The organism is Bariatricus sp. SGI.161 (genome assembly GCF_050313695.1).
Classification (GTDB): domain Bacteria; phylum Bacillota; class Clostridia; order Lachnospirales; family Lachnospiraceae; genus JAFBIX01.
The window spans coordinates 116,012-140,413 of record NZ_JBNPLX010000006.1 but is presented as its reverse complement, the minus strand read 5'-3'; the positions used below and the strand labels follow the sequence as shown (position 1 = coordinate 140,413).

General features: G+C 39.5%; 27 protein-coding genes and 4 pseudogenes. 26 read left to right on the top strand and 5 right to left on the bottom strand.

The genetic code is table 11. The features are described from left to right. From ACQRBH_RS05475 to ACQRBH_RS05400, 16 genes and pseudogenes are all read left to right on the top strand, one after another. Positions 1-412 (top strand): nucleotidyl transferase AbiEii/AbiGii toxin family protein (locus tag ACQRBH_RS05475; protein WP_427761126.1); only part of this gene is annotated, 412 nt, incomplete at its 5' end. A 1,247-nt stretch (positions 413-1,659) separates the two neighbouring features. Continuing rightward, positions 1,660-1,929, top strand: a pseudogene (locus ACQRBH_RS05470) (peptide deformylase); the annotation flags it as partial. A gap of 203 nt (positions 1,930-2,132) precedes the next feature. After that, complete coding sequence (locus tag ACQRBH_RS05465; RefSeq protein WP_427761125.1) at positions 2,133-2,405, top strand: hypothetical protein; 273 nt, start codon at positions 2,133-2,135, stop codon at positions 2,403-2,405. 73 nt (positions 2,406-2,478) lie between these two features. Continuing rightward, complete coding sequence (locus ACQRBH_RS05460; RefSeq protein ID WP_427761133.1) at positions 2,479-2,925, top strand: GNAT family N-acetyltransferase; 447 nt, start codon at positions 2,479-2,481, stop codon at positions 2,923-2,925. 30 nt (positions 2,926-2,955) lie between these two features. Then, a complete protein-coding gene (locus ACQRBH_RS05455) occupies positions 2,956-3,426 on the top strand; it encodes a YbhB/YbcL family Raf kinase inhibitor-like protein (RefSeq protein ID WP_427761124.1) in 471 nt (156 codons plus the stop codon). Between the two features lie 41 nt (positions 3,427-3,467). After that, positions 3,468-3,917: pseudogene (locus ACQRBH_RS05450) on the top strand (CatA-like O-acetyltransferase); the annotation flags it as partial. Between the two features lie 419 nt (positions 3,918-4,336). After that, positions 4,337-4,576: pseudogene (locus tag ACQRBH_RS05445) on the top strand (RtcB family protein); the annotation flags it as partial. Between the two features lie 187 nt (positions 4,577-4,763). Next, entirely contained in the window at positions 4,764-4,931 is a 168-nt protein-coding gene (locus ACQRBH_RS05440; RefSeq protein WP_427761123.1) for a hypothetical protein, read from the top strand. Positions 4,932-4,958: 27 nt separating this feature from the next. Further along, positions 4,959-5,963 carry a type II toxin-antitoxin system antitoxin SocA domain-containing protein gene (locus tag ACQRBH_RS05435; RefSeq protein WP_427761122.1) on the top strand — a complete coding sequence of 335 codons (1,005 nt, stop codon included), beginning with the start codon at positions 4,959-4,961 and terminating at the stop codon, positions 5,961-5,963. A gap of 154 nt (positions 5,964-6,117) precedes the next feature. Continuing rightward, a complete protein-coding gene (locus tag ACQRBH_RS05430; protein ID WP_427761121.1) occupies positions 6,118-6,252 on the top strand; it encodes a hypothetical protein in 135 nt (44 codons plus the stop codon). Positions 6,253-6,465: 213 nt separating this feature from the next. Beyond that, a pseudogene (locus ACQRBH_RS05425) lies at positions 6,466-6,576 on the top strand (hypothetical protein); the annotation flags it as partial. 62 nt (positions 6,577-6,638) lie between these two features. Further along, entirely contained in the window at positions 6,639-6,875 is a 237-nt protein-coding gene (locus ACQRBH_RS05420; protein ID WP_427761120.1) for a hypothetical protein, read from the top strand. A gap of 384 nt (positions 6,876-7,259) precedes the next feature. Then, on the top strand, positions 7,260-8,873 hold the full coding sequence (locus ACQRBH_RS05415) for a hypothetical protein (protein ID WP_427761119.1): 1,614 nt from the start codon (positions 7,260-7,262) through the stop codon (positions 8,871-8,873). Between the two features lie 2 nt (positions 8,874-8,875). Beyond that, positions 8,876-11,215: a helicase HerA domain-containing protein gene (locus ACQRBH_RS05410; protein WP_427761118.1), complete on the top strand. Its 2,340-nt coding sequence runs from the start codon at positions 8,876-8,878 to the stop codon at positions 11,213-11,215. Between the two features lie 73 nt (positions 11,216-11,288). After that, entirely contained in the window at positions 11,289-11,537 is a 249-nt protein-coding gene (locus tag ACQRBH_RS05405) for a hypothetical protein (protein WP_427761117.1), read from the top strand. A gap of 35 nt (positions 11,538-11,572) precedes the next feature. Continuing rightward, the gene (locus tag ACQRBH_RS05400) at positions 11,573-11,647 is read left to right on the top strand and encodes a hypothetical protein (protein ID WP_427761132.1); all 75 of its coding nucleotides are present in this window, start codon (positions 11,573-11,575) and stop codon (positions 11,645-11,647) included. Between the two features lie 40 nt (positions 11,648-11,687). On the opposite strand, the gene ACQRBH_RS05395 is transcribed toward ACQRBH_RS05400, so the two are convergent. Continuing rightward, positions 11,688-12,206 (bottom strand): helix-turn-helix domain-containing protein, encoded by a 519-nt coding sequence (locus ACQRBH_RS05395; RefSeq protein WP_235233672.1) that lies wholly within the window; start codon positions 12,204-12,206, stop codon positions 11,688-11,690. A 143-nt stretch (positions 12,207-12,349) separates the two neighbouring features. Between ACQRBH_RS05395 and ACQRBH_RS05390 the strand changes: the two genes are divergently transcribed. The 4 genes from ACQRBH_RS05390 (at position 12,350) to ACQRBH_RS05375 (ending at position 14,519) form a co-directional block, all read left to right on the top strand. After that, positions 12,350-12,562: a hypothetical protein gene (locus tag ACQRBH_RS05390; RefSeq protein ID WP_347375277.1), complete on the top strand. Its 213-nt coding sequence runs from the start codon at positions 12,350-12,352 to the stop codon at positions 12,560-12,562. Positions 12,563-12,646: 84 nt separating this feature from the next. Next, complete coding sequence (gene cysK, locus ACQRBH_RS05385) at positions 12,647-13,576, top strand: cysteine synthase A (RefSeq protein WP_427744794.1); 930 nt, start codon at positions 12,647-12,649, stop codon at positions 13,574-13,576. A 15-nt stretch (positions 13,577-13,591) separates the two neighbouring features. After that, positions 13,592-14,029 (top strand): YunG family protein, encoded by a 438-nt coding sequence (locus ACQRBH_RS05380; RefSeq protein WP_427761116.1) that lies wholly within the window; start codon positions 13,592-13,594, stop codon positions 14,027-14,029. Between the two features lie 298 nt (positions 14,030-14,327). After that, the gene (locus ACQRBH_RS05375) at positions 14,328-14,519 is read left to right on the top strand and encodes a DUF4405 domain-containing protein (RefSeq protein ID WP_427744792.1); all 192 of its coding nucleotides are present in this window, start codon (positions 14,328-14,330) and stop codon (positions 14,517-14,519) included. 180 nt (positions 14,520-14,699) lie between these two features. On the opposite strand, the gene ACQRBH_RS05370 is transcribed toward ACQRBH_RS05375, so the two are convergent. Together ACQRBH_RS05370 and ACQRBH_RS05365 are read right to left on the bottom strand one after the other, a co-directional pair. Then, positions 14,700-15,923, bottom strand: a complete 1,224-nt coding sequence (locus tag ACQRBH_RS05370; protein ID WP_427761115.1) for a hypothetical protein — start codon at positions 15,921-15,923, stop codon at positions 14,700-14,702. Further along, positions 15,892-16,323 (bottom strand): hypothetical protein, encoded by a 432-nt coding sequence (locus tag ACQRBH_RS05365; protein ID WP_427744790.1) that lies wholly within the window; start codon positions 16,321-16,323, stop codon positions 15,892-15,894. The genes ACQRBH_RS05370 and ACQRBH_RS05365 overlap by 32 nt, the downstream gene beginning before the upstream one ends. 88 nt (positions 16,324-16,411) lie before the next feature. Between ACQRBH_RS05365 and ACQRBH_RS05360 the strand changes: the two genes are divergently transcribed. From ACQRBH_RS05360 to ACQRBH_RS05345, 4 genes are all read left to right on the top strand, one after another. Beyond that, positions 16,412-16,501, top strand: a complete 90-nt coding sequence (locus tag ACQRBH_RS05360) for a hypothetical protein (RefSeq protein ID WP_427761114.1) — start codon at positions 16,412-16,414, stop codon at positions 16,499-16,501. Between the two features lie 149 nt (positions 16,502-16,650). Further along, positions 16,651-18,231 (top strand): glucose-6-phosphate isomerase, encoded by a 1,581-nt coding sequence (locus ACQRBH_RS05355; RefSeq protein WP_427761113.1) that lies wholly within the window; start codon positions 16,651-16,653, stop codon positions 18,229-18,231. 82 nt (positions 18,232-18,313) lie between these two features. Next, the gene (locus ACQRBH_RS05350) at positions 18,314-18,769 is read left to right on the top strand and encodes a GAF domain-containing protein (protein ID WP_427761112.1); all 456 of its coding nucleotides are present in this window, start codon (positions 18,314-18,316) and stop codon (positions 18,767-18,769) included. 319 nt (positions 18,770-19,088) lie between these two features. Continuing rightward, positions 19,089-20,477, top strand: a complete 1,389-nt coding sequence (locus ACQRBH_RS05345) for an alanine/glycine:cation symporter family protein (protein WP_427761111.1) — start codon at positions 19,089-19,091, stop codon at positions 20,475-20,477. Between the two features lie 265 nt (positions 20,478-20,742). Here the strand turns inward: ACQRBH_RS05345 and ACQRBH_RS05340 are convergent, their stop codons facing one another. Then, a complete protein-coding gene (locus ACQRBH_RS05340) occupies positions 20,743-22,002 on the bottom strand; it encodes an IS110 family transposase (RefSeq protein ID WP_427761110.1) in 1,260 nt (419 codons plus the stop codon). A 308-nt stretch (positions 22,003-22,310) separates the two neighbouring features. On the opposite strand from ACQRBH_RS05340, the gene ACQRBH_RS05335 reads away from it, so the two are divergent. Continuing rightward, positions 22,311-22,859 carry a helix-turn-helix domain-containing protein gene (locus ACQRBH_RS05335; protein WP_427744209.1) on the top strand — a complete coding sequence of 183 codons (549 nt, stop codon included), beginning with the start codon at positions 22,311-22,313 and terminating at the stop codon, positions 22,857-22,859. Positions 22,860-22,862: 3 nt separating this feature from the next. After that, on the top strand, positions 22,863-23,015 hold the full coding sequence (locus ACQRBH_RS05330) for a hypothetical protein (protein ID WP_427744212.1): 153 nt from the start codon (positions 22,863-22,865) through the stop codon (positions 23,013-23,015). Positions 23,016-23,446: 431 nt separating this feature from the next. On the opposite strand, the gene ACQRBH_RS05325 is transcribed toward ACQRBH_RS05330, so the two are convergent. Continuing rightward, a complete protein-coding gene (locus ACQRBH_RS05325; RefSeq protein WP_427761109.1) occupies positions 23,447-24,400 on the bottom strand; it encodes a bile acid:sodium symporter family protein in 954 nt (317 codons plus the stop codon). Between the last annotated feature and the right edge of the window lie 2 nt (positions 24,401-24,402).

Genomic DNA, 24,402 nt, shown 5'->3' with positions numbered 1-24,402 from the left:
AGAGCCAAATATCTATACATATTCGCTGGAAAGTACGATGGCAGAAAAATTTGATGCTATCTTAAAAAGAATGACTGCTTCCAGCCGGATGAAAGATTTTTACGATATTTTCTATTGGTCGCAGGTTTTTGACTTTGATGGTCGAGTATTACAGGAGGCTATTTTTGAAACACTACAGCATAGAGGCACTGTATATGAGAAGGATAGTATGGAGAAAATAAGGGCATTTGACCAAAATGAATTTCTTCGAAATCTATGGACTAATTATTATCCTGGGCCGGGGCTTGATAAGCCGGATTTTTCTTCAGTATTAAAACAGATTGATCTATTTATTGGTCCACTATATGATGCAATTCTGAGTGAAAATGAATTTTTTGGAATTTGGTCAGCAAAAGAAAATGTATGGAAATAGAGGAGATGAATAATATATTAGAAAAATAAAGCATTTTGGAAAGAAAATCGTAGTCGAACCCCCATAGACAAATCAACAATAACGTTGTATAGTAATTATAGAAATCTGGTCAATTGAATATTCATGTAATCAGGCAGAGCCAACCTCGAAAAACCTGCGGTTTTCCTCGATGTGTGGCTTCGCCAAATAGAACTACAAAAAATGTCTCTTGTGAGCGAGCTCACAGATCCATTTTTATGTATTTCTGCTTGGCTCTGCTGATTACATATTGTTTATCATTCCCGCTTGTAAGGGGATGGTAGCCGAAATATGATATCTGTTAGTAACAACAGAGCTTTCCCCAGATGTTAGCAAATGCAAAGAATCTGCTAATTTTCAGGGCTTATCTGGACTTAACAGAAAGGATATTCAGATTACCAGAATTTGATTTGAAAGCGAAAACAGTCCTTGATAATAAAGGGCTAAACATATCAGTTCTTGACAGGGATTAACAGAACCACAGAGCTCTCCTAAGCGCTAGCTGTGGGTTCGATTTACGCAGGGGACGGTTAAAAGCGGTAATGATTAGCAGAAAATGCTATGTCATGAACCGCTTTTTTTAATTTCAAGAGGTGATTTTTTCAAATACTCTAATCTGGAAATGCCAAGCATGGATGCCCCCTGATCTAAAAGAGCCATCTCTGCATCAGTAAATATTACCATAAAACATCTGTGATGTCGAAAACGAGGGTATGGGACGCTGCAGGTTTGGTGGATCTTGCTCTTAGAAAAAGAACCTCTCACTTATATGGGAAAAAGCCCCTTATACAACATGAAAATGAAAAAACCTCGCTATGGTAGAAATATGATTTTGTTGATATAATCAGAATGTGAAATGATTTGATACGGAGGAATGATAGATGGTAAAGCCAATAATGAAAGATGTGTTCTTTCTGGGACACGCCTTAGTGCCCAGACAAAAGGTCTGGTAGACCTTTTGGTCGGGAAAGTCAGAACCTGCTACAAAGGCAGATCTGCAGGTGGGAAAGGATTTACAGGACACTTTACAGGCAAATCGTGCCGGGTGTGTAGGCATGGCTGCAAATATCCGCGAAGGCAAAGTGAGAATGCGTCATGCTGGCATGTAAGCATGCGAGCGTGCCCGCGACTGAGTGCGTAGCACGAAGTATCCGCGAAGGCAAAGTGAGAATGCGTCATGCTGGCATGTAAGCATGCAAGCGTGCCAGCGACTGAGTGCGTAGCACGAAGTGATCGGTGTGAAAAAGAGAGTAATCATTGTAAATATGGGATTCGTAGATATCGTGATGTTTAATCCGGTTTTGCTGAGCAAGGATACTCCGTATGAAACAGAAGAAGGATGTCTGTCTCTTTCCGGTGTGAGGAAAACAAAACGATATGAGAATATCGAAGTAGAATATTTTGATATGAACTGGAAAAAGCAACGACAGAAACTCAGTGGCTGGCCGGCACAGATCTGTCAGCATGAGCTGGATCATCTGGAAGGAATATTGATTTAAAGAATATCAGATGGAATATGACTCCCGCCTCTTCAGGCGGTGAACAAGAAATATATATCAGTAGCGGGTGTCAATCCCCATCTGATATATGCTCCGCGAGGATGCGCAGGGATTCGGATTAGTGTTTTGTCTGCTTTGCAGACCCGAATCCCGCGCCAAGACTCGCGAGCGAGTCTTGAATAAAATTACAGGAGTGATTGCTTATGGCATCGGAACGAACCGATGAATTATACAAGGCTTTACTGGACAGGGGATATCCCAAAGAGTTCTGTGCAGAAATTGCCTATAAAAATATGAACACAGATTATACTGCCACCCGGATGCTGGGGTATTTGTATCGAGTGAGTAATCCCCGGATTGAGGATCTGGTGGATGAGATGCTTGCAATCTTAAGTGACAGAGATGCAATCATTCAGAAAAAAGAAATGGAACATGCACAGGCTGTGATCAATGAGATTTACAGAAATGGGCTATAGAGAAAAAGTCAATTTAAGAAATTTAACAAATCCGGTTTGTAGAATTAGAGAAATCAGTAGTTATGAGGAAAAAATGCAAATACGAAAATATATAACTTCCGACTGTGAACAGTTAGCAAAATTATTTTATCAAACTGTTCATAGTGTAAATGCGAAAGATTATACAAAAGAACAGTTAGACGTGTGGGCAACTGGTACAGTTGATTTGAAAGAATGGGATAAATCATTTTTGAAACATTTTACAATTGTTGCAATAGAGAATAATGAAATTGTTGGTTTTGGAGATATTGATGAATCTGGCTATTTGGACAGGTTATTTGTTCATAGAGAACATCAGAGGGAAGGAATTGCTTCTGCAATATGTGATAAATTGGAACAGGCAGTAAGCATAAGAACAATTACCACTCATTCATCTATTACTGCCAGACCATTCTTTGAACATCGAGGATACCGTGTTATCAGAGAACAAACAGTCATTAGAAATGGAATAGCATTAACGAATTTTATTATGGAGAAATAAACAGATTCAAATTGATGGAGGATAATTCATATGCTTAGGATTACTACCCCCTGTTTCGTTGAGGGCGGATGGATACCTGATTTTAACTCAGGATTTGGAGAAGATAAATCTCCGGAATTTCATATAGAAGGAATTGACGCAGAAGCAGAAACGATGGTTATTACTTTAGATGATCTTGGTCATCTTTTAGAGCCGGGATATAATCATTGGGTAGCCTGGAATATTACGCCTACAGAATGTATTCCGGGAGGTATTGCCAAAGGGAGTATTATTGAACATCCGATACATATTGAACAGGGAATCGCTTATGGAAAACACTGTTATCGTGGTCCAAAGCCTCCGTTCAACTGGAATCATGAGTATTTGTTTACACTTTATACTCTTGATTGCACATTAGAGGCTAATGAAAAGTCAAAGAAAGAAGATATTCTTAAATTAGCAGAAGGTCATATTCTTCAAAAAGCTGAACTCAGAGGAAGATATCAGCGCAAACATCGGTGATGTAATGCGGCTATTATATCTTTAGAAGGGAGAAACAGACTATGGGAAATAAATATACGGAAATTGATGAAAGCAGTTGGCCAAGGGCAGTACATTGTTCTGTTTTCAGAAATAGTGTGGAACCTGCATTTTGTGTTACATTTGAGGCAGATGTGAACGGGCTTAAAAAATATACAAAAGAGAATCACTTATCATTTACTATGGCGATGGTTCATGCTGTATGTAAATGTGCCAATCAGATTGAGGCGTTTCGATACCGTTTTGTTGATGGAAAGATTGCTTTATATGAGAGGATTGATACAGCTTTTACATATCTGAATAAGGAAACTAATTTATTCAAAGTAGTAAATGTTCCAATGATGGATGATTTGAAAGAATATTGTGTTTATGCAAAGAAAGTTGCAGAAGAACAGGAAGCATATTTTACAGGTCCATTAGGAAATGATGTTTTTCAATGCTCTCCGATGCCCTGGGTAACATATACTCATATCGTGGGCAAGTGGTAAAAAGGAACGATTCGCATTCCGTATGGCAAGGTCGATGAAGAATTGATAAAAAGAATTGCCTTGTGGTGCTACGAAATCGGAAACCATGCATGAGGAGCAATATCATGAAGCATTATTGGGATTTGTGTAGAAAACGCAGGGAGTAATGGAAGAGTTATAAAAGAAGACTTCGCGCAAAATAGATACATAGATTTTCAGGATCGCTTATCTGATGAAGGTGGGCGCTCTTTTTTTGTTCCGTTATCTCAGTTGGAGCACCTCAGGCAACCCTTGAGGAACGCTGAGTTTAATGTAAATACAGTGAAAGAAGGAAATAGTCAAATGTTAGAAATCAAAGGAAAAGTAAACACAGCCATCTGCTATGCGAAAGATATAGAAGATGAGGCATGCCATTTCATTGAAGTGATGAGGCTGAAGACAGAAACAGGTATCTGATCATTCATTCAGGCAGCAGAAACCTTGGCAAGCAGGTAGCTGAGCTTTATCAGAAACTGGCAGTGGATCTTGATCGTGGCTATGGTGAATATTTTGAAAAGAGAGATGGAAGTGTTCTTGCGGTAGGAAAAGGAAATCCTGAATGGAATTATTCCGCACCTCACGGAGCAGGAAGAATTATGTCCAGAACCAAAGCAAAAAATGAGCTTGCCAGTCCGCCGGAATCCGTGGGAATCGATGTGAAGGATTTGTAGAGATTAATCAAAACACATTTTGATGATAGAAAAAACTAAAAAATCTATCAATGGTACTTGACTTTATGAATTCGTACTGATATCCTAATGATAGGAAAAAGCAAAAATCCAATCATGTGACAGGTGAGGAGGATAATTATAAATGCACTTTGATAAAAATGATATTGAAAGATATCTTCAAGATGTATGGGATGCTATTGATGCTGGAAAGTATCAGATAGCTCCTCGACCTAAAAACAGGGAGCTTTTAACCGATTATATAATATCTGAAAGGGAAGAATTGCACCCGTTATCATATTATTTTAAATAGATATAGGAATCTTAGGAGGAAAATAAAATGGCAGGAAGAAGGAGGGCATTTTGTATGGAGTGCAGAAAAGAAACAGAATATGCACTTCATAAAACGCCAGTAACGAAATCTATTCGGGAAAAGGAGTACCAGTTTCTGATTACAACCGCACATTGCAAAGAATGCGGGTGTGAGGTTGGAGTAAAAGGAATCTTTGATTACAATGCAAAAGAAATCGACGAGCAATTTCGCAAAGCAGAAGGAATCGTCTCATTAGAGGAAATTGAAAAACTGGGTAAGATTTACAGTTTAGGAAAGGCTCCTCTGTCAATTGCGCTTGGCTTTGGAGAAGTAACAATAACTCGTTACCTTGCAGGACAGATTCCTTCAAAAGAATATTCTGATATTATGAGAGCAGCATTGTCTGATACAAAGGTAATGAAAGGATTGCTAAAAAGTAATAAGGATAAGCTTGCAGACGCTGCTTACAAAAAAGCTATGTCTGCGATAGATGAATTAGATACTTTATTTAGTGTACCATCGAAAATGCTAATGGTTATTTCTTATATTTTTGAACAATTAGGAGAGGTAACCCCGTTGGCATTACAGAAAATATTATACTTTATTCAGGGATTATATTTTTCTAAATACGGAACCCCGTTGTTTAACGACAATTGTCAGGCATGGGTTCATGGTCCGGTATATGCCGGAATTTACGATATGTTTAGTAACTTTAGATATGATCCTATTGACGATCCCAGGTTTGAGTTGTTAAAGGGAAAATCAACTAATCTCGATGAAAAAGAAAGGGAAGTGATTGATCTTGTAGTCAATACATTTGGAATGTATGGTGGAAAAGTTCTTGAAAGAATAACTCATAAAGAAGACCCATGGATTGATGCACGAGAAGGATATTCGGAGAACGAACCTTCTCAGGAAGAAATTTCAAAAGAAGCTATTAAAGAATACTTTGTTTCTGTTAGAGAAAAATACGATTTAAACACGGAAACTGGTATTATGGATTATATCCAAAATATGCTTGCTTCAGCATAGGTTGTTCAGACTTTTTTCTTTACAATAGAAAAAGCCGGGTATAACCGGATAATCCCTTGCCAAAGATTGTTCTTTGACTTATTAATTTCACAAATTCATAATATCAAAGAAATGATCCTTTAGCAAGGAGAACTTGCGAAGGGAGGAAAAACATATGGCTAAGACAGTCCATCATGGTGGTAAAGTTGGCGCAGCTGGGAAAACATTGGCTAGTAATTCGTCCAGCAAATCAGCTAAGAGCAAAGCTGGCAAAACCTTAGCAAACCATAAAAATTTATGTCATAAATAAAATATGGCATAAAATTGCCGGATTTCATCGTGTAAATGGTGAGATCCGGCGATTTTATGTGGTGATCATGTGGTCATCACTTTTTCTTTGCCTGGAAAGAGGTTCATCGATCTTATCTGTGCAAACAATCCAAAACCAATCTATGGACTGCAAAGTTATGCATTAGGAAACTGGAATGCAGTCATCTGAAGTTATCATAATAAACTGCTGACGGGATGTAGTGCGGAAGGGCACGTAAGCAGTGTCCTTTCTGATCATCTGAGTTCCAGACCGATGGGATGGAGTCAGACCGGAGCGGATCGAATGAGCAGACTCAGATGTTATGAGCAAAACTATGGACGGGAAAAATCATAGATCTCATCCGATATAGTCGCGAGCAGAGAGCGATGAAACGCACCGGGACAGATAACATAGCAGTGGAAAAAGTGTCTATGCGGGAGATTATGACAGACCATTATGATCAGGCCAGATCCTATATTGATCGACTTCAGGTAACAATTCCTGGATTGAGAGCAAAAAAGACAGCAAGCATCAGAACCAGCCTCAAAGTACTTCAATTAAAAAAATGTGCAAGGCACAAAAATAACCTTACCTGCTTGTTCAATCGAAAATCTGCAACTTGACTCTATGTCAAGGATGCGGAGCACGTGTCTTATCCTTGAGGTAGAGTTAAGGGCAGATAAAATAAAAACAGAAGTAAAGTTTAATAAACGACCCTTACATTAGATAGTTGACGAAGAAACAGGATTGTTATACACTTGGGAAAAATAAAGCGAATTCTATTATATCTTGGAGTCTCTCTAATCTTTCCCAACTGACAGTAAGTTTACACCATCCAAATATTCTTTATTTCTATACAGTGTAGGACTGTGGTGATATAATAAAGTTGTCTTTTAGATAAGCCGGCAGTCATGATTGGCAGTCGGTTTTCTCTATATATTGAGTAATAAGAATATGTGAGAGGTTTTATTCACATTATAAAATAAAGAGTATGGGGAGGGATTTCGATGATTAGCGCAGAACTAAATCATAATCCGTATTTACTTAGTACAGCGGTAAAGTTTAATGGACAGGATCCCAAAATTAATAGTCAGATTGAAAAATATGAAAAGTTACCTTTAAAAGATTGGGTTCATCTTGTGCCAGAAATCTTTTACAACGAGATGAATGGCTATGATTTCAACTTATATTTTATTGGTACTAAGCCAGACTATGAAGAGGTCAAGAGATCCTTTACGGCAAGAGGGATTAGTGAAGAAGATGTTAGGATATCTCATAAGAAAGAGATTGAAGATGCTGATACTAAGAGTAAAGAAGTTGATGCATTAGTTTCCTGGTTAGAAAATACGACGAACCGCAAGTTTAATTTTGAAGATTTTTGGCAAAAAACATCAGAAATTTTTGAAGGATCATATCCATATGTAATGATTAGAGGTTCTGTTCCATCAGATACGGGATCACTAATGTCTTTTGAGAGAGTCGAAAATGCAATAGAACTTAAAAATACAGATTTAACAAGTACGCCAATTGTATTTTATATCGATGAAGAAACCAAACCGGAATTTCGCAGAGATTTAGACATTATTCTGAAGAGGAAGGATGTTAGAAAAGAACAACTATTCTTTATGATTAGTCCGATGATGGATTGGGCTCAGGTTACAAGAGTTATCTGTGATTTGGGAGTAGAAAAACCGCAGGTGATTAATAACTATAAAGATGATTCAGTAATGATGTTTATTAGAAACTACCCTATTACGGAATTTATCAGAAGTGCTATTCAAATATTTAGAGATGAAATTGAAAAAATATCAGATGTTTTAGTAATTGAAAACAAAGAGAGTGAAATTACTAACGCTGAAATCCATAAAGAAATCGATGCATTGGAATCTGCTTTGAATTCTCTCAAAGAAGCCGATGAACACTTTGTGCAGCGAGATAATTTTGAAGTTCCATATTCCTTTATGGAAATTACGCAGATACTTATTGAACAGATTTCAAAGTGGAAAAACAGAAAAACAAAAATCACAGGAGATAGTGAAATTGAAGCAGCCGCTCATGATTATATCTACTTAGTTCAGAATGGAATCGACCGTTTCCTTTCATCGGTTGCAACAACGTATAAAGAAACAGCAGAAAAGATTGACAGAGAATTTTCTGAAGTATATGTAACTCCGGGAATAGATAAGGAATATTCTCCAACTAATATTATTCTTCCGGAACTTCAGACAATTACCATTCCTGAAATCAATGCGAAATTACTGGAATTAACAACATATGAAGAAGCAAGAAATGATTTCTTTGGTCTCTTTAAAAAACCGAATGATACGAGTGAACCAGTTATGGTTGCTACTTGTTATTTAGAGCAGTGGAGAGGTACGGTTCAGGATATTATTAGGCCTGTATTAGATCAACACATTGATCAGTGTAGTCAGAATCTGTCAAAGTATTATGAGCTTGTGGCTGAGTCCTATCACCAGCATTTATCGCAGTTGATTGACGAGAAGACAAAAGATAAGGAAATAGTATCGGCTCAATTATCTGATGAGGAAAGAAAACTTCAGGAAGATAATGACTGGTTATCTCAATTTAGAGAACAGTTGCAGACGATAGAGAGGGATTAGTTATGGAGACTGGAATAATTAGTATGCCTATAAATGAAATAGAGCTGAAAGACATGCCATTGTCTACCAGATTAAGTGTAATTGATGATGGTATTAGAAAAAAATACCTTGCTCGATTATCAGAAATGCAGATAGCACCGATCAAGAATCTTCAGCCTTTAGAGGATGATTTGATTAGCAATATTAGACTGTATCATGTGAAAGAAATGGTTTACCAGAAAGGAGAATCAGTAACGGATAAGTTCACAACCGTATTTAATACGTTGGCAACATATAACGCATCTGTATTTATTCTTATTGATTCCGATGGAAAGACTGCAAATTACTATTTAGGTGTTCGTAATAATGAGCCTGATGAATCAGCAAAAAAAAGATCAACTGTAACATTAGGCGATACATTAAAACAGACATTAATTGGTCATTTTCCGGGTGTTAAGATTGAAAACGAGGACAGAAAGAAAATCGCGGAACTGTCTAAGAAAATTTCCTGCGCAAAAAACGTAGCCTCTGTGAGTGTTGTTGGAAATATTAAATCAGATAAGAATATGACCAATGAGCAGTTCGTTCAGGGACTTGAAAAACTGTCTTTGGCAATGAGTGGTCGAGCATTCACAGGATTGATTATTGCAGATAATCAAATGCCTCAAAATATTCAGGGATTAAGGGCATTTTATCAAGACTTATATAGTAAGCTTTCTCCGTATCAGAAGGTTCAGATTTCAGACAATACTTCTACATCCACCTCAAGGGCGAAGTCTTTATTTGAAGTAGATACAAAAAAGAAAGCTGCAATGGGCGTAAGTGCTGCATTATCTATGGCCGGAGTAATAGGCGGTTCAGTTGTTGGTGGACCGGTAGGGGGTATGATCGGTGGACAAATAGGTGGGCAGTTTAATGGATTGATCAATTCATTGGCACCGAATGAACAAATTACTACGGGAAGTTCAACAACGACATCCTCATCATACGAGAATAAAGCTGTTATAGATATGATGACTTTATTAGATCAGTTATTGAAGAAAACAAATGAGTATGACAGTTATGGAATGTGGAATGTTGCAGGCTATTTCGTATCTGACGATATGTCAACAGCTGAGATTGCAGCAAGTAACTATCGCTCACTTATGAATGGTGAAAATACAGGTCATGAAGTATCTGCTGTGAATTCTTGGAGAATCAACAATGGTGTATATTTGTTAGAAGACTTCAATACCCTTACAACATATCTCTCAAGATATGCACATCCACAATTTGTATATTATAATGATGCAACTGTATCTGCAGCAACTGCGGTGAGTGGAAAAGAACTTGGACTGCATTTAGGGCTTCCTAGAGCTTCTGTTCCGGGACTTCCGGTTATTGAACATGCTGAATTTGGAAAAGAAGTAACAACTTATCAGTTGTTCCCACAGAAAACATCATTGCGTCCTGAAGATCGTATGACACTTGGTAAGGTGTTTGATCTGGGACAGATTACAAATAAAGTGGTTGAACTTGATAATAAGAGTTTGAATATGCATACGTTTATTACCGGATCGACCGGTTCCGGTAAGAGTAATACGGTATATCAGATGCTTAGCGAGATGCATCAGGACAGAATACCTTTCTTGGTAGTTGAGCCTGCTAAAGGCGAATATAAAGATGTTTTTGGAAACTGGGACGACGTAAGAGTTTATTCAACAAACCCTAAGGTGGCTGAATTAATTAATCTGAACCCATTTAAATTTCCGGATTCCATCCACGTTCTGGAGCATGTTGATGGACTTGTAGAAATCTTCAGTGTTTGTTGGCCAATGTATGATGCAATGCCGGCATTCTTGAAAGATGCAATCTTGAAATCTTATGAAATAGTAGGATGGGATCTTGGAAAGAGCTACCCCGATATTCACAGCCTGCTGCTTCTCAGTTCATTGTTCAATGTATCTCTCGACCAACTGATTAAAGGAGATATAGAGACAATGAAAGAAATGATTGACGAGCAGGAAGTTAAGAAGTTTAATTATTACGGAAACATTTTCACTATTCATCTTTTGATTTTGATGATCTCAGCGGCACCGCTATTTATTTGGTTAGAACAATATGCGGTTATACCTTTCGGGGTATTGTTCGCGATTACGATGTTTTGGGCATCAAAAGTTGAAAAAATCAAGAAAGAAAATGATATACAGACATATAAGGAAATTGTTGCATTTTGTGAAGGTAAAAAATTAGATGAAATTCATAAGATGGTTGAAGCAGGAAAACGTCCATACCAAAATATCTTAAAGGTTATTATCAGTGCTGTTGTTACAGCAGCGATTTGTTTTTTGATTGGAGGTTTAATACACATATTCTTGAATTGAGCATCATTTTGTATCTGCGGCCATAAGAACAAAGAGTCAGACGCACAGACACCAAGCTGATGAGTTTTACAAAATGAACAAGGTGGAGATAAACTACTGTGAAAAAAGAACAATTATTGTAACGGCTTTCTTTGGGTTTGAAAGCCCGACGGGTTATAGTATTACAAATCTCGGTAAGATTGAAAGCAGGTCAATTGCTAATGCTATGTTCATTCCGCCTGTGTCACCGGCCATAAAGAAGATCAAGGGTATTCTTACGGTAAATGAACGAATGAATATATGCGTTAGTCAAAGATATAGCAACAGCGAGTTGCTTGCCTGACAGATGAAGAGTTGATTGATTTTTGCGTAGAACATATGGCAAATGAAGATTGGCCTGCAGAACAGGTGCGTGTGCATATGGAAGCAGTGGTGCCGAGATTGAATCGTTGAAAATAATAGACATCGAAAATTGCATAATGAGTTCATTTTATTAAGAATTCAATTTTTCCTTCTCCGCATTCAGGAGATCAATATTGATGTTATTTTCGCTGGCGGTCTTGTCCACCCACAGATTCAGGGAATCAATGGCAAGGGACACTTCGTCTAATTTCTTACTGATAAATGCAAAATCCTTGATTTCATCATCAGTAATCTTGCCATCCCGGGCAATCTGGATCAGACGGCTGGTTAATGGGTTGATTTCATTCAGGCTGGCAATGGTCTCCAGGATGATCGTGGATAATTCTGATATTTCAATCTCTGGAACGTAGCGGCTGCCAATGGCGCATTTGTGGGAACAGTAATAATTGCAAAGGTCTGGCCGTTTATAACAGTCGGCCATCTGAATGATATCGTATGGTGTCGGTTCCTGCAGCTCGTATTCAATTTTTTCAATTCTGGAAGCGGATACACCGACCATATTCTCACTGGCCTTTTCACGAGTCAGTCCTTGGGCTTCCCGGCATAACTGATATATATTTTTATTCTCTCTTGTCGATTGTTTTCCCATGAATCATTTCCTCTTATTTCTCTAAAATTGTGAAATACACAAGGTTAAGTCCTCGCTTCTGGTGTGTACTTCTTATCCTAAAATGATTATACTGAAAACATGGAAAAACAGCAAGGATAAGGCGGATGAAATGAGGTGGAAAGATGTTATCACTATTATTTGCGATATGCATGATCTGGGTATTTGGAAAATTATTTATCTTTGGGATTAAAGCAGCCTGGGGAATATCAAAGTTCATTGTCACTGTTGTGTTATTGCCGCTGGTTTTGATAGGATTGGTAGTTGGCGGATTCATATATTTAGCATTTCCGATATTGCTTGTGGTGGGAATTGTGTCATTAGTATGTAAGAACTAAAGAGAAAAAGAAATAATTGTTTTGGGGACAGGAGCTTCATATGTTATAATGATTACACAGTGATTGGAAAAAGGAGAAGAAGAAATGATATATAATAACGTATTAGAAGCGGTGGGGCATACTCCGATGATCCGCCTGAACCGAATGGTGGATGAAGACTGCGCGGAGATTCTTGTCAAATTTGAAGCGGTCAATGTAGGCGGTTCCATCAAGACAAGAACGGCATTGAATATGATTATGGATGCGGAAGAAAAGGGAATTATCAAAGAAGATACCATTATTGTAGAACCAACAAGTGGAAACCAGGGGATTGGCCTGGCGTTGGTCGGAGCAGTAAGAGGCTACAAGACAGTTATCATTATGCCGGATTCTGTCAGTGAAGAGAGGCGTAAGCTGGTGAAGCAGTATGGGGCAGATATCCGAGTGGTACATGATGAAGGTGATATAGGAAAATGTATCAATGACTGTATTCAGATGGCGATGGATATGAAAGCGGAAGATCCAAGAGTATTTGTGCCGCAGCAATTTGAAAACATGGCCAATTATCAGGTGCATTATGAAAAGACAGGTGCCGAGATCGTGGAACAGGTCGGAAAGAAGATTGATGGTTTCTGTTCGGGAATCGGAACAGGAGGAACGATCAGTGGAATTGGTGCGGCCCTCAGGAAGGCCAATCCTGATATAGAGATCTGGGCTCTTGAGCCGGAGAATGCAGCAATCCTCTCTGGAAAGGAAGTTGGTTCACATATTCAGATGGGAATTGGAGATGGAGTGATCCCAGGTATCTTAGACCAGAAGATTTATGATGAGATCGTGATCGTGACAGATGAAGAAGCAGTTCAGACGGCAAGAGAACTGGCAAGAAAAGAAGGCCTTCTCTGCGGCATCTCCAGTGGAACAAATGTGGCAGCAGCAATGAAGCTTGCACGGAAACTTGGAAAAGGAAAGACCGTAGTAACGGTACTTCCGGACACCGCGGAGAGATATTATTCAACACCATTATTTGAAGGATAAAAGGGCGGATATCATATGGAATATAAGTTTTGGGGCTGGGAACAGGCAGATGTTATGGCTGTAACAGACCAATATAAGGGGATTCGTACACCGGCTGATTTATATGATGCACTGTCAGAAATCTGGTGTGCTAAGACCTGCGCACCAAGAATGCGGCAGAAATGGACACCGGAAAATAAGACGCTGGGACAGTGCTCGATTACAGCATTTTTGGCACAGGACATATTTGGCGGTAAAGTGTATGGCGTCTTGCGGCCTGGTGGAAATTATCATTGTTATAATGTGGTTGGGGACTGTCGTTTTGATCTGACGAGTGAACAGTTTGGTGAGGAAGTACTGGTGTATGACGGCAATCCAGAACAATTCCGCGAAGTTCATTTTGCAAAAGAGGAGAAGCGGTTAAGGTACGAATATCTGAAAAAGGAATTGGAGTTGTATTGTATGAGAGAATGAAAGAAGCATCAGCCTCCTATGATAATTGATGAACAGATTTCTATAAGAAAATGGAAAGAACTTTTAGAAAACATCTCTTGACAAGTTAGTGAAAGATAACTATAATGTAAAAACGGGTTAGATGAAACTAACCCGTTTTTATGAGGCTTGGTTAGTCTAAACTAATAACTTTCCTCGAAGGCGGTCAAGAAAACGCTGCGGGAAAAGATTTACAAGAAACTGCTGCGCATTGCTGATGCAGTGTATTCTGTGGAGAATGGAAGGAAAAACAACGTTTATTAAAGGAGGAACATTTCTATTGAATCGAAAAAAGATGTACATCATTGATATATTACTTGCGGTAGACTTTATTGTTTTAGCCCTCAGCGGCTTTGCAATTCATTTTACAGACGGGAAAGTCTGGGCAATCATGCACAGTATCACTGCAGTCCTGTGCATCGTATTGGTTGTTTTACATATCAGGAGGTTATCTGTGAATCTGAAAAAATGATTTATATTATTTTGATCATCTACTTCATTGTTAGGATTAAAACGATCCCATCAGATAGTGCGAAAGTTGAATATTAATATCGCAAAAAGTGAAAAGTATGAAGAGGTATCAGATTTGGTGAAGTTGTTCGAATGAAAAAAGATTGCGCTTAATGCGCAATCTTCAGGATGTAGATAAAGTTTATACAAAAATATCACCCAGTGAAGATGTATTTCTCCTGGTATGAAATCCGAAAGTAATCGCTTTCAAATCTTCACCTTTTTGCCAGCGTGCAAATAAATCGAGTTTGCGCTCATAGCCAAGGATGATTGCATTTATCCTGCTTTCAGTCATGTTTGTGTCAAGGGAGTAAAGATCTTTGATAAATGCAGGATCGGGCACCTTTGTTATGTCGACCAGACTGCGGTCTTTCACAAGTGAAAGTAGTCCCAGCTCTGTGCCAGAAAAGCTCTCAGTTGCTATTTTAAGCATATCTTTGTCGTTGTCAGGGACAGAATCATTTACAAACATTGACTTTCCACTATCATAAATCGGGGCAGGTTGTATAAATTTTAATGTGTCGGCATCTCTCAATACTGCTATATTAGATAAATGTCTGTCACGTCCGGAAAGGATAAAATCGGTCATAATCTGATATTCAAGAAATGGCCTTAATTCATTTTCTGACAGACCATGTTCATTGCAGACGGATATGAAATGTTCATATGTGTTGGTATCTGTTTTTTTCTTTTTTGATGTCACAATATCATAGGCGGAGATCAGTTCTGCCTTTGTAGATGTAAATAGTTCAGAGAAACAACCGTATTGATATGGTTTTCCATGTATCTCTAACAATCTGTAAGTAGTGTGATTTGAAAATCCCTGTAGTTCGTGAAGCTTTGTGGCGATAATTTCATTGAAGCATTCCTGAGATAATGCATCTCGATTTCCTTTAATCATTCCACGCTTGCCATTTCGGATAGTCCAGCATTTTTCAAGAGTTCCCTGGAGAGAACTGTTTGGTGTATAGTGTGGAATGCCATCGGGAGCGTCAGGTTCGTCATTTTCTATGTTGATATCATTGTGAAAATTATTTTCAAATAAGTTTACATCTTTCCACCGAAGACCGGAGTCAACAGGAGATATCCAGTAATAGTCGGTAAGTGAGAGCCCAAGATTTTTTGCGAGGTAGTCTTCCGGCCCCAGAAGGTCCTTGTCTACAAGCATTTGCCTGATATGTCCCTGGAAAATGGGGACGGCACGTCTTGCCCACCACTTCTTAAGCCAGTCGGTGCTGTCTGGATTATGTAATGGAGCAAGAGAAGCTTTATTCTCAAATAATTTGTAATCTTGTATAGAACCATCTTCGGTAAGATTAATCACGGCAATGGCATTATCTTGTCGTTTTAGAATATATGGTCTCATAGGCATCCTCCATTGCGAGCTTTGCCAGCAGCTCTTCTAATTTCCATTTTGCCAGTTCCTCAATAACCTGCGTAGCTTCATGCTTTACCGGCATTATTTCTTCTTCATAAGTTTTTCCGTCTTTAACAAAAGATAAACAGTACGTCTTATGCTTAATGCAGATAATAGCAGTGGTGTCATATTTTTCAGATTGAACTTTACAGGTATAAAGACACATCTTATATAGTTCATTCATTGATATACCCAGTGCCTCGGATAATGCATATAACTGTCCGCTTTTTAATTTTTCAACAGGTAGCTTGTGATTCGCCAGATCATTTAAGGTGCTGTAAGGAACACGGCTACTTCCCGCAAGCTTATACATGGATATATGATTATTTTCCAAAAAAGATTTCAACATAATTTGTTCACCTCACAATTAATTATACCGCATATGCGGTATATATACAACAAATTTTTATCGACAATGAGTTCTGTCTAGAAATGATGTGGCGAACATTCTGTTATTCCTTGCGAGTGATGAATCCCGTGCTATCACTGGTCAGGCACTGCAGACCGACTTTGGTGTAACATTATAAAAAATAGAAAGATGAAAGTGTGCTGAGGAGTCTGGAGAAAAAATCTCCAGGCTTCTTTTTTAATCTGCATAAAATGAATGTATTGAATTAGCCTTGGTTTAATAGTATAATTTTTAATAGAATGTATTAGCAATGAGGAGGAAACTGCAATGATTACTTGGAATAACTTAGATAAACTGGCTTCTTTTCAGGAGCTTTTGGATGCGAAGCGTGTGAATCTTGCTGAAGTTATGGCGGGAGAAAATGGTGCAGAGCGTGTGAAGAAATACAGCGTACCAATGGCAGAAGGCCTTGCTTTTAACTATGGTGCGAAGCAGGTGGATGATGCTGTATTGGAAGTACTTGCGAAATTGGCAGAGGAGGCTCAGCTTACAGAAAAATATGAGGCACTTTACAATGGTGAGGTGATCAATACTGGAGAGAAGCGTCTGGTACTTCATCAGCTGACCCGTGGACAGCTGGGAGAGGATGTTGTAGCTGACGGCGTGAATAAACGAGATTTTTATGTAGAACAGCAGACAAAGATTGCGGAATTTGCGAATAAAGTACATGTCGGAGAGATTACAAATGCAGCCGGAGAGAAATTTACAACGGTTGTACAGATCGGAATCGGCGGAAGTGATCTTGGCCCTCGTGCAATGTATCTGGCTCTTGAGAATTGGGCGAAGGTAAATGATACATTGAAGATGAAAGCTCAGTTTATCAGTAATGTTGACCCAGATGATGCAGCAGGTGTTCTAAGTAATATTGACATCGCTCATTCTATCTTCGTACTTGTGTCCAAATCAGGTACAACACTTGAGACATTGACCAATGAGTCCTTTGTAAAAGATGCGCTTGCAAAAGCCGGACTGGATGCATCTAAGCATATGATCGCGGTTACAAGTGAGACTTCTCCGCTTGCAAAGAGTGATGATTATCTTGCTGCATTCTTTATGGATGATTATATTGGCGGCCGTTATTCTTCAACATCTGCAGTTGGCGGAGCTGTATTGTCCCTGGCATTCGGACCAGAAGTATTTGCTCAGTTCCTGGATGGTGCAGCCAAGGAAGATGAACTTGCCAAGAATAAAGAATTGCTGGAAAATCCGGCTATGTTGGATGCATTGATCGGTGTGTATGAGCGCAATGTACTTGGATATCAGAATACGGCAGTCCTTCCATATTCTCAGGCACTCAGCCGCTTCCCGGCACATTTACAGCAGCTGGATATGGAGTCCAATGGTAAATCTGTGAACCGTTTTGGAGAACCAGTAGCTTATTCGACAGGTCCAGTTATCTTTGGAGAACCGGGAACAAACGGACAGCACTCTTTCTATCAGCTCCTTCATCAGGGAACGGATATTGTGCCACTCCAGTTCGTTGGATTTAAGAGCAATCAGATGGGTACTGATGTTGTAATTCAGGATAGTACAAGCCAGCAGAAATTGTGTGCAAATGTAGCTGCACAGATTGTAGCATTTGCATGTGGAAAAGATGATGAGAACCGTAATAAGAAGTTCGAAGGTGGACGTCCGTCAAGCATTATTATTGGAGAACAGCTGAATCCAAAATCATTGGGTGCGTTGCTTTCACACTTTGAGAATAAAGTCATGTTCCAGGGATTCGTATGGAATCTGAACAGCTTTGACCAGGAAGGTGTTCAGCTTGGAAAAGTATTAGCTAAGCGTGTACTTGCTCATGAAACAGACGGAGCATTGAAGGTATACAGTGATTTGCTGAATATCTAACAGATTATGATTTGCAAAAAAGCAGTTGTGAGAATCTCATGGCTGCTTTTCTTGTCTAAAAGACAGATTGGAGGAAGCATAGATGAAGAAACAATTACAATACACACGTATAAACCAGCAGCTCCAGAACCTGCTCAGTGCAACACCTTATCAGATTACTCAGCTTGCCAATGCATCTGCTCTTCTGGCGCAAAGCCTGGAAAATATTAACTGGTCGGGATTTTATCTTATGGAAGATGGCAAGCTGATTCTAGGGCCATTTCAGGGGAAGGTTGCCTGTATGGAGATCAAGATTGGAAGCGGTGTGTGCGGCACAGCGGTGGCAAGAGATGAGATTATGCTGGTGAGGGACGTGCACCAGTTTCCCGGACATATTGCCTGTGACAGTGCTTCGAATTCCGAGATTGTCCTTCCGATACATAAGAACGGGCATATAATCGGAGTGTTGGACATTGACAGCCCGATTCTGGCAAGATTCGATGAAACGGATCGAGAAGGACTAAGTGAATTTGTGAGGATATTAGAGGAGAAGCTATAAAATATGAAAACTTGTTTAAGTAATATGATATAAATAAGTTATATTGAACTTGTTTATGCTGTGGAGAGAAAATCTGTAAAGTAATCATAGGTGGCTGTTCCACGGGGCTACAAGTGTAATAGAGGGAGCGTTAAATATACATATAGGACGGGCAAATAATGATTCTGTTCAACTCATCATGGAATTCTTCAAATAAATAGCCATTGTAGAATTATGCGGATTATGTTCAGATTTTGCTAAGCAAATGTCGCATTTATTGAACCTTATCTATAAGAGTGATAGATTGAATCTATAATAAATCTATAGAAGGGGGAATATTATGTTATCCGTTGTACAAACAATTAATGCCTATCTTTCAGATTACATTCTGGTATTTCTTCTTGTAGCTGTAGGATTATGGTATTCTATCAAAACAAAGTTTGTTCAGGTTCGGTATCTTGGGGCAGGACTGAAAAAAATCTTTGGTGATTTGTCATTCAAGGGTGGAAAACATGGTGGAGGAATGAGCTCATTTCAAGCCGTGGCGACAGCGATTGCAGCTCAGGTAGGAACGGGCAATATTGTAGGATCTGCAGGGGCTATCCTTACAGGTGGACCGGGAGCAATCTTCTGGATGTGGATAATCGCTTTTCTTGGAATGGCGACGATCTACGCAGAAGCAACGCTTGCCCAGAAGACAAGGATTACAGATGCAGATGGAAATATCCAGGGAGGTCCGGTATACTACATAACTACTGCTTTTAAAGGTGGACTTGGAAAGTTTCTGGCAGGATTTTTTGCAATTGCCATTATTCTTGCGCTTGGCTTTTTCGGCTGTATGGTACAGTCGAATTCCATTGGTTCTACTATTGAAACGGCATTCGGTATTCCGTCATGGATCGTGGGAGTTGTATTGGTCATCATCTGTGCGTTTATCTTCATGGGCGGTGTGGATCGTCTGGCATCCGTCACAGAAAAACTGGTTCCGATTATGGCGGCTGTCTTTCTGCTGGGTGCACTTGGGGTGTTGATCGTTCGTATTAAATATGTACCAGCGACATTTGCCATGATTTTCAAGTATGCTTTTGCACCGCAGGCAATTATTGGCGGCGGAGTTGGAGCAGCTCTGAAGGTAGCGGTGAGTCAGGGAGCAAAGAGAGGACTTTTTTCCAATGAAGCCGGTATGGGTTCTACGCCTCATGCACATGCACTTGCTCAGGTAAAGACACCGCATGAACAGGGGACGGTTGCTATGGCGGGTGTATTTATTGATACATTTGTTGTATTGACACTGAATGCACTGGTAATCATCTCCACATTGTATACGGCAGACGGTCCTTTGGCAGGAGGATATACAGGTTCCGTGGTAGATTCTCTCAATAAGGCTAACTTAGCACAGACAGCGTTCGGAGTCGTATACAGAGAAAAAATAGGTGCAGCATTTGTAGCAGTATGTTTGTTCTTCTTCGCTTTCTCAACGATTCTTGGATGGAATCTGTTTGCCAAGATTAATGTTAATTATCTCTTTGGCACAAAAGCAACGAAGCCATTTATGCTGATCGCGCTGGTGTTCATTTTCCTGGGAACGGTAGCATCTAATGATCTGGTATGGGAACTTTCGGATATGTTTAACCAGTTGATGGTACTGCCAAATGCTATTGCACTGTTTGCATTGACGGGGATGGTAGTAAAAAGTCTTGACAGTATAACTTCCAAGAATAAAAAGTAGACATTCTGAGAGAACAAAAAGCGATATTCAGGTATAATGATATGCTGGATATCGCTTTTTGTTTGTAATAAATTACGTTCTAAAAGAATAAAACCATTAATATGATGGTAAAATATATTTATAAACAATTAAATTAATGGTTTAATAGAAAAAGGAGGGATGCAATAAGTTTGAAACAAAGAGGTAGCAGATAGAGTATAAATTTGAACATCACAAATAAGCCATCATATGGTGGCTGAAAATTGAATATTAACGCAACACCTAATCAGGAAGCAGGTAAAGGATCATCCTTGATGAGATAACCTCGTTGCCTTAGCAGATTAAGTGCCTGAGAAGTGGTAAGAACTTTTTCTTTGTTCACAGGACGTGATTCAAGAAAGCCTTCTGGTGTATATGGCTTCAGATCTGTAAGTATGTGCCAGATAGCGGTCAGGATCATACGACAGATAGCAATGATGGCTTTCTTGTGACCACGGCGTGCTTTGATACGTTTATAGCGAGTAGTAAATTCGGGAAGTTTCTTCGATTTGATTAAAGCATTTGCAACTTGTACTAGAACTGGTTTAAAATAGGAACCAGCACGGGAAATCCGAGTGGATTTGATTTTGCGGTCGCTTTTATCATTTCGAGGACAACATCCGGCCCAGGAGACGAGGTGTTTAGCTGTGGGGAAGACAGACATATCACCGCCAATCTCTGAAAGCACTTGAATAGCAGTCATTGGATTCTTATCGAATCCGGGAACAGTCCTTATTAAGTTTAAAGCAGCCTCATATTTATCACTGAGACGAAGGATTTCCTGTTCTACTTCTGAAATGTGCTTTTGTAATTCATCGATATGATCAAGGCATTGTCTAAGTTTCACAGCTTGTTCTTTAGAGATAGCCCCATCAATGGCCGCCTGTATTTCTTCAATGGGAGTTTTGCAGCGACCATGAACGAAAGGTGCTACATCAAATTTTTCACCAGGGTGTTGCAAAATCTGTTCTGTAATAGAACGAGAAGATTTACCAAATACATCAGAAAAAACATCATCAAGTTTTAGATTGGATACTGTAAGACAATTCTGAGCACGATTCTTTTCACCGGTAATCATGCAGGTGAGTTTGAAACGGTATCTTACAAGATCCCTAAGTTCTCTGATGTCAGCAGGTGGAATAAAGGAAGGTTTAACCATACCACACATGTATAGATCGCAAATCCATTTCGCATCTTTACGGTCGGTTTTGTTTCCTTTCATCGGTTTTGTGTATTTGGGATGAGACAGAGTAACCCAGATTTTGTGTTGCTCTAAGATATTGAACACAGGGATCCAATACTTTCCGGTAGATTCCATGCATACATCTTTACAGTTGTATTTTGCAAGCCAGTCACACAACGCATTCAATCCTTTTGTGAAGGAAGAAAAGCGAGCTTGCTTGTACTCTGTACGATTATTGGAATCAGTAATACCGATACAGGCATAGATCCATGTTTTGTGGACATCAAGTCCACAGCAATTGAATTTCAAAATTTTAAAAGACAAGTAACTACCTCCTGAATTTATAGTTATAAAACTGACAGTGACTGGTCATCCGGCGAGATCGAGTCGACTTCGGAAGAGATAAGTTTACGGGCTACTGTTATGCGCCACTCATTGATGCCTTAACGGATGACCGACAACATATATGAATACGAGGTCGCCGCTATACAGCCCCGCCACTCACCTCCACGTGTTCTGTAGTGTGTCAGTCTTATAAGAAGATAATATCAGAAGGAAAACAGATTAGATAGCGAAAGGTCAGTGCACCAGTTTCATGACGCATTGGTGTCTTTCGCAGAAAGACGGGATATATGAATGAAAAGAATTATATTACTCCAGATGCGGTTGCTGGTGAAGAGATTAAAAATGTAAGAAACAGTCTGGGACTTACACAAAAAGAATTTGCTAATTTGATTGGCTGTTCCAAACCCACCGTTGAAAGATGGGAGACATCAAGCCGTCCTGTAAAAGGACCGATCGTGCTTTTGTTACAATATCTGAAAGATAATCCGGGGTATATTCAGAAGATAGAAGTTCCTTCAAAAGCATATCCTCTTAGGCTCTGGTACATGCATGATCAGACAGTATGTACAATTATTGATGTTGATGAGTCAAGACAGAGAATTCGAATTAAAAATTATGCAAAGCATATTATGTTTCGTGCATTTGGGAAGATAGAGGATCCGGATTATGATATGTATATGGATTTTATAGAATCCAGATGTTTCCCAAGAAGTAGAGATAAGATGAAGCTAATATTACAGGATCTGGATCTGCCGTTTTATGACCCATTGATGATCATAGAAAAGACGGAAGGAAGGATGGCAGAAGACCATTTCTGGATTCGAATTGAGAGGTAAAAAATGGTTGAATTATTTGAGCAGGACATGAAAACGAATGACAGACAGTCCTCCAAAGGAAATCAATTAAAATGGAAGAACAGAGGAACCTGGTATAAGGCAGATTATTACGCTGGAGCGACTTTTTTACAATTATTTTGGAGAAAGTCTATATAAAGCAATATATCGGATTACGGATTATGAAGACCGGCTGATTTTCCTGGTTGAGCAGATAGAAAGAATTACAGGGCTGAAAGAATTTGGAAAGTATATGAATAAACTATTTACACTGGATGCTCTTATTCTAAACGAGGATAGACATACACATAATATTGCAGTGCTGATGAATTCGCAAGGTTAGATGTTTCAGAGAAATTATTCGGAGAGAATCTGAAGTTTCGTTTATCGCATAAAGATATGGAAAATGTAATTGCAAATGTGGATATCTATTCGAAGGAAGAGAAAGGAAGAGTCATGGAGATCCTTCGGTTTTAGATGCGAAAGTACCAATATTTACAACAAGTATAAGAAATAAGCTGTCCTGGGGGAATATTAGAAATAATGGCGGAAGCATAGCACAGATAAGGTTATGCTTCCGCCGATTTATTTTATTGCTCTGTATTCATACCCCGTCTTCTTATTCCTGCAAATATAGAACCGGAGATATTATGCCACACACTGAAGATCGCGCCGGGCAGTGTTGCCAGTGGATTGGCTGCAAAGTTGGCGGTTGCCAGAGACACAGCAAGTCCGCTGTTCTGCATGCCGACTTCGATGGCGATTGCGGTGGTGCGGGAATACTCTACTTTCAACAGCTTGGCGGCCAGAAGACCGATCCCCATACCGAAGAGGTTGTGGAGCATAACGACACCCAATACGAGAACTCCACAGCTTACAATCTTTTCTGCGTTGTTTGCTACGATACCGGAGATGATCATTACAATGGATACGACCGATATTAGCGGCAGTATGTCGGAGATCTTCTGAATCTGCTTTCCGAACAAACTGCGCAGCAAGATTCCCAGAAGCACCGGAATCAGGATTACTTTTACAACGGAGAGAACCATCGCCCAGAAGGAGACTTCGACCCAGGCGCCGGCAAGGCTGTATACCAGAAGCGGTGTCATCAGCGGTGCGGCCAGAGTGGATACGATGGTCATACCTACGGAAAGCGCCACATCTCCGCCGGCAATATAAGTGATTACATTACTTGCGGTGCCTCCCGGACAGCATCCGACAAGAATGACTCCGATGGCCAGATCCTGCGGCAAGTGGAATACGACTGCCAGAATCCATGCCACAAGAGGCATAACCGTATATTGTGCCACGCATCCGATGATGACTTCTTTGGGGCGAGAGAACACGACCTGAAAATCACCCATATGGATGGTCAGCCCCATGCCGAACATGGCAACGCCGAGAAATACAGAGGTATATCTAGTTGTCCATGCGAATCCGTCCTGCCAGAAAAATGCAAGTACGGAGAAAAAGGTAATGATGACTCCAATATATTTCGTCAGCAGGGAACTTAATTTGCCTATTTTATTCACGATATTTTCCATAG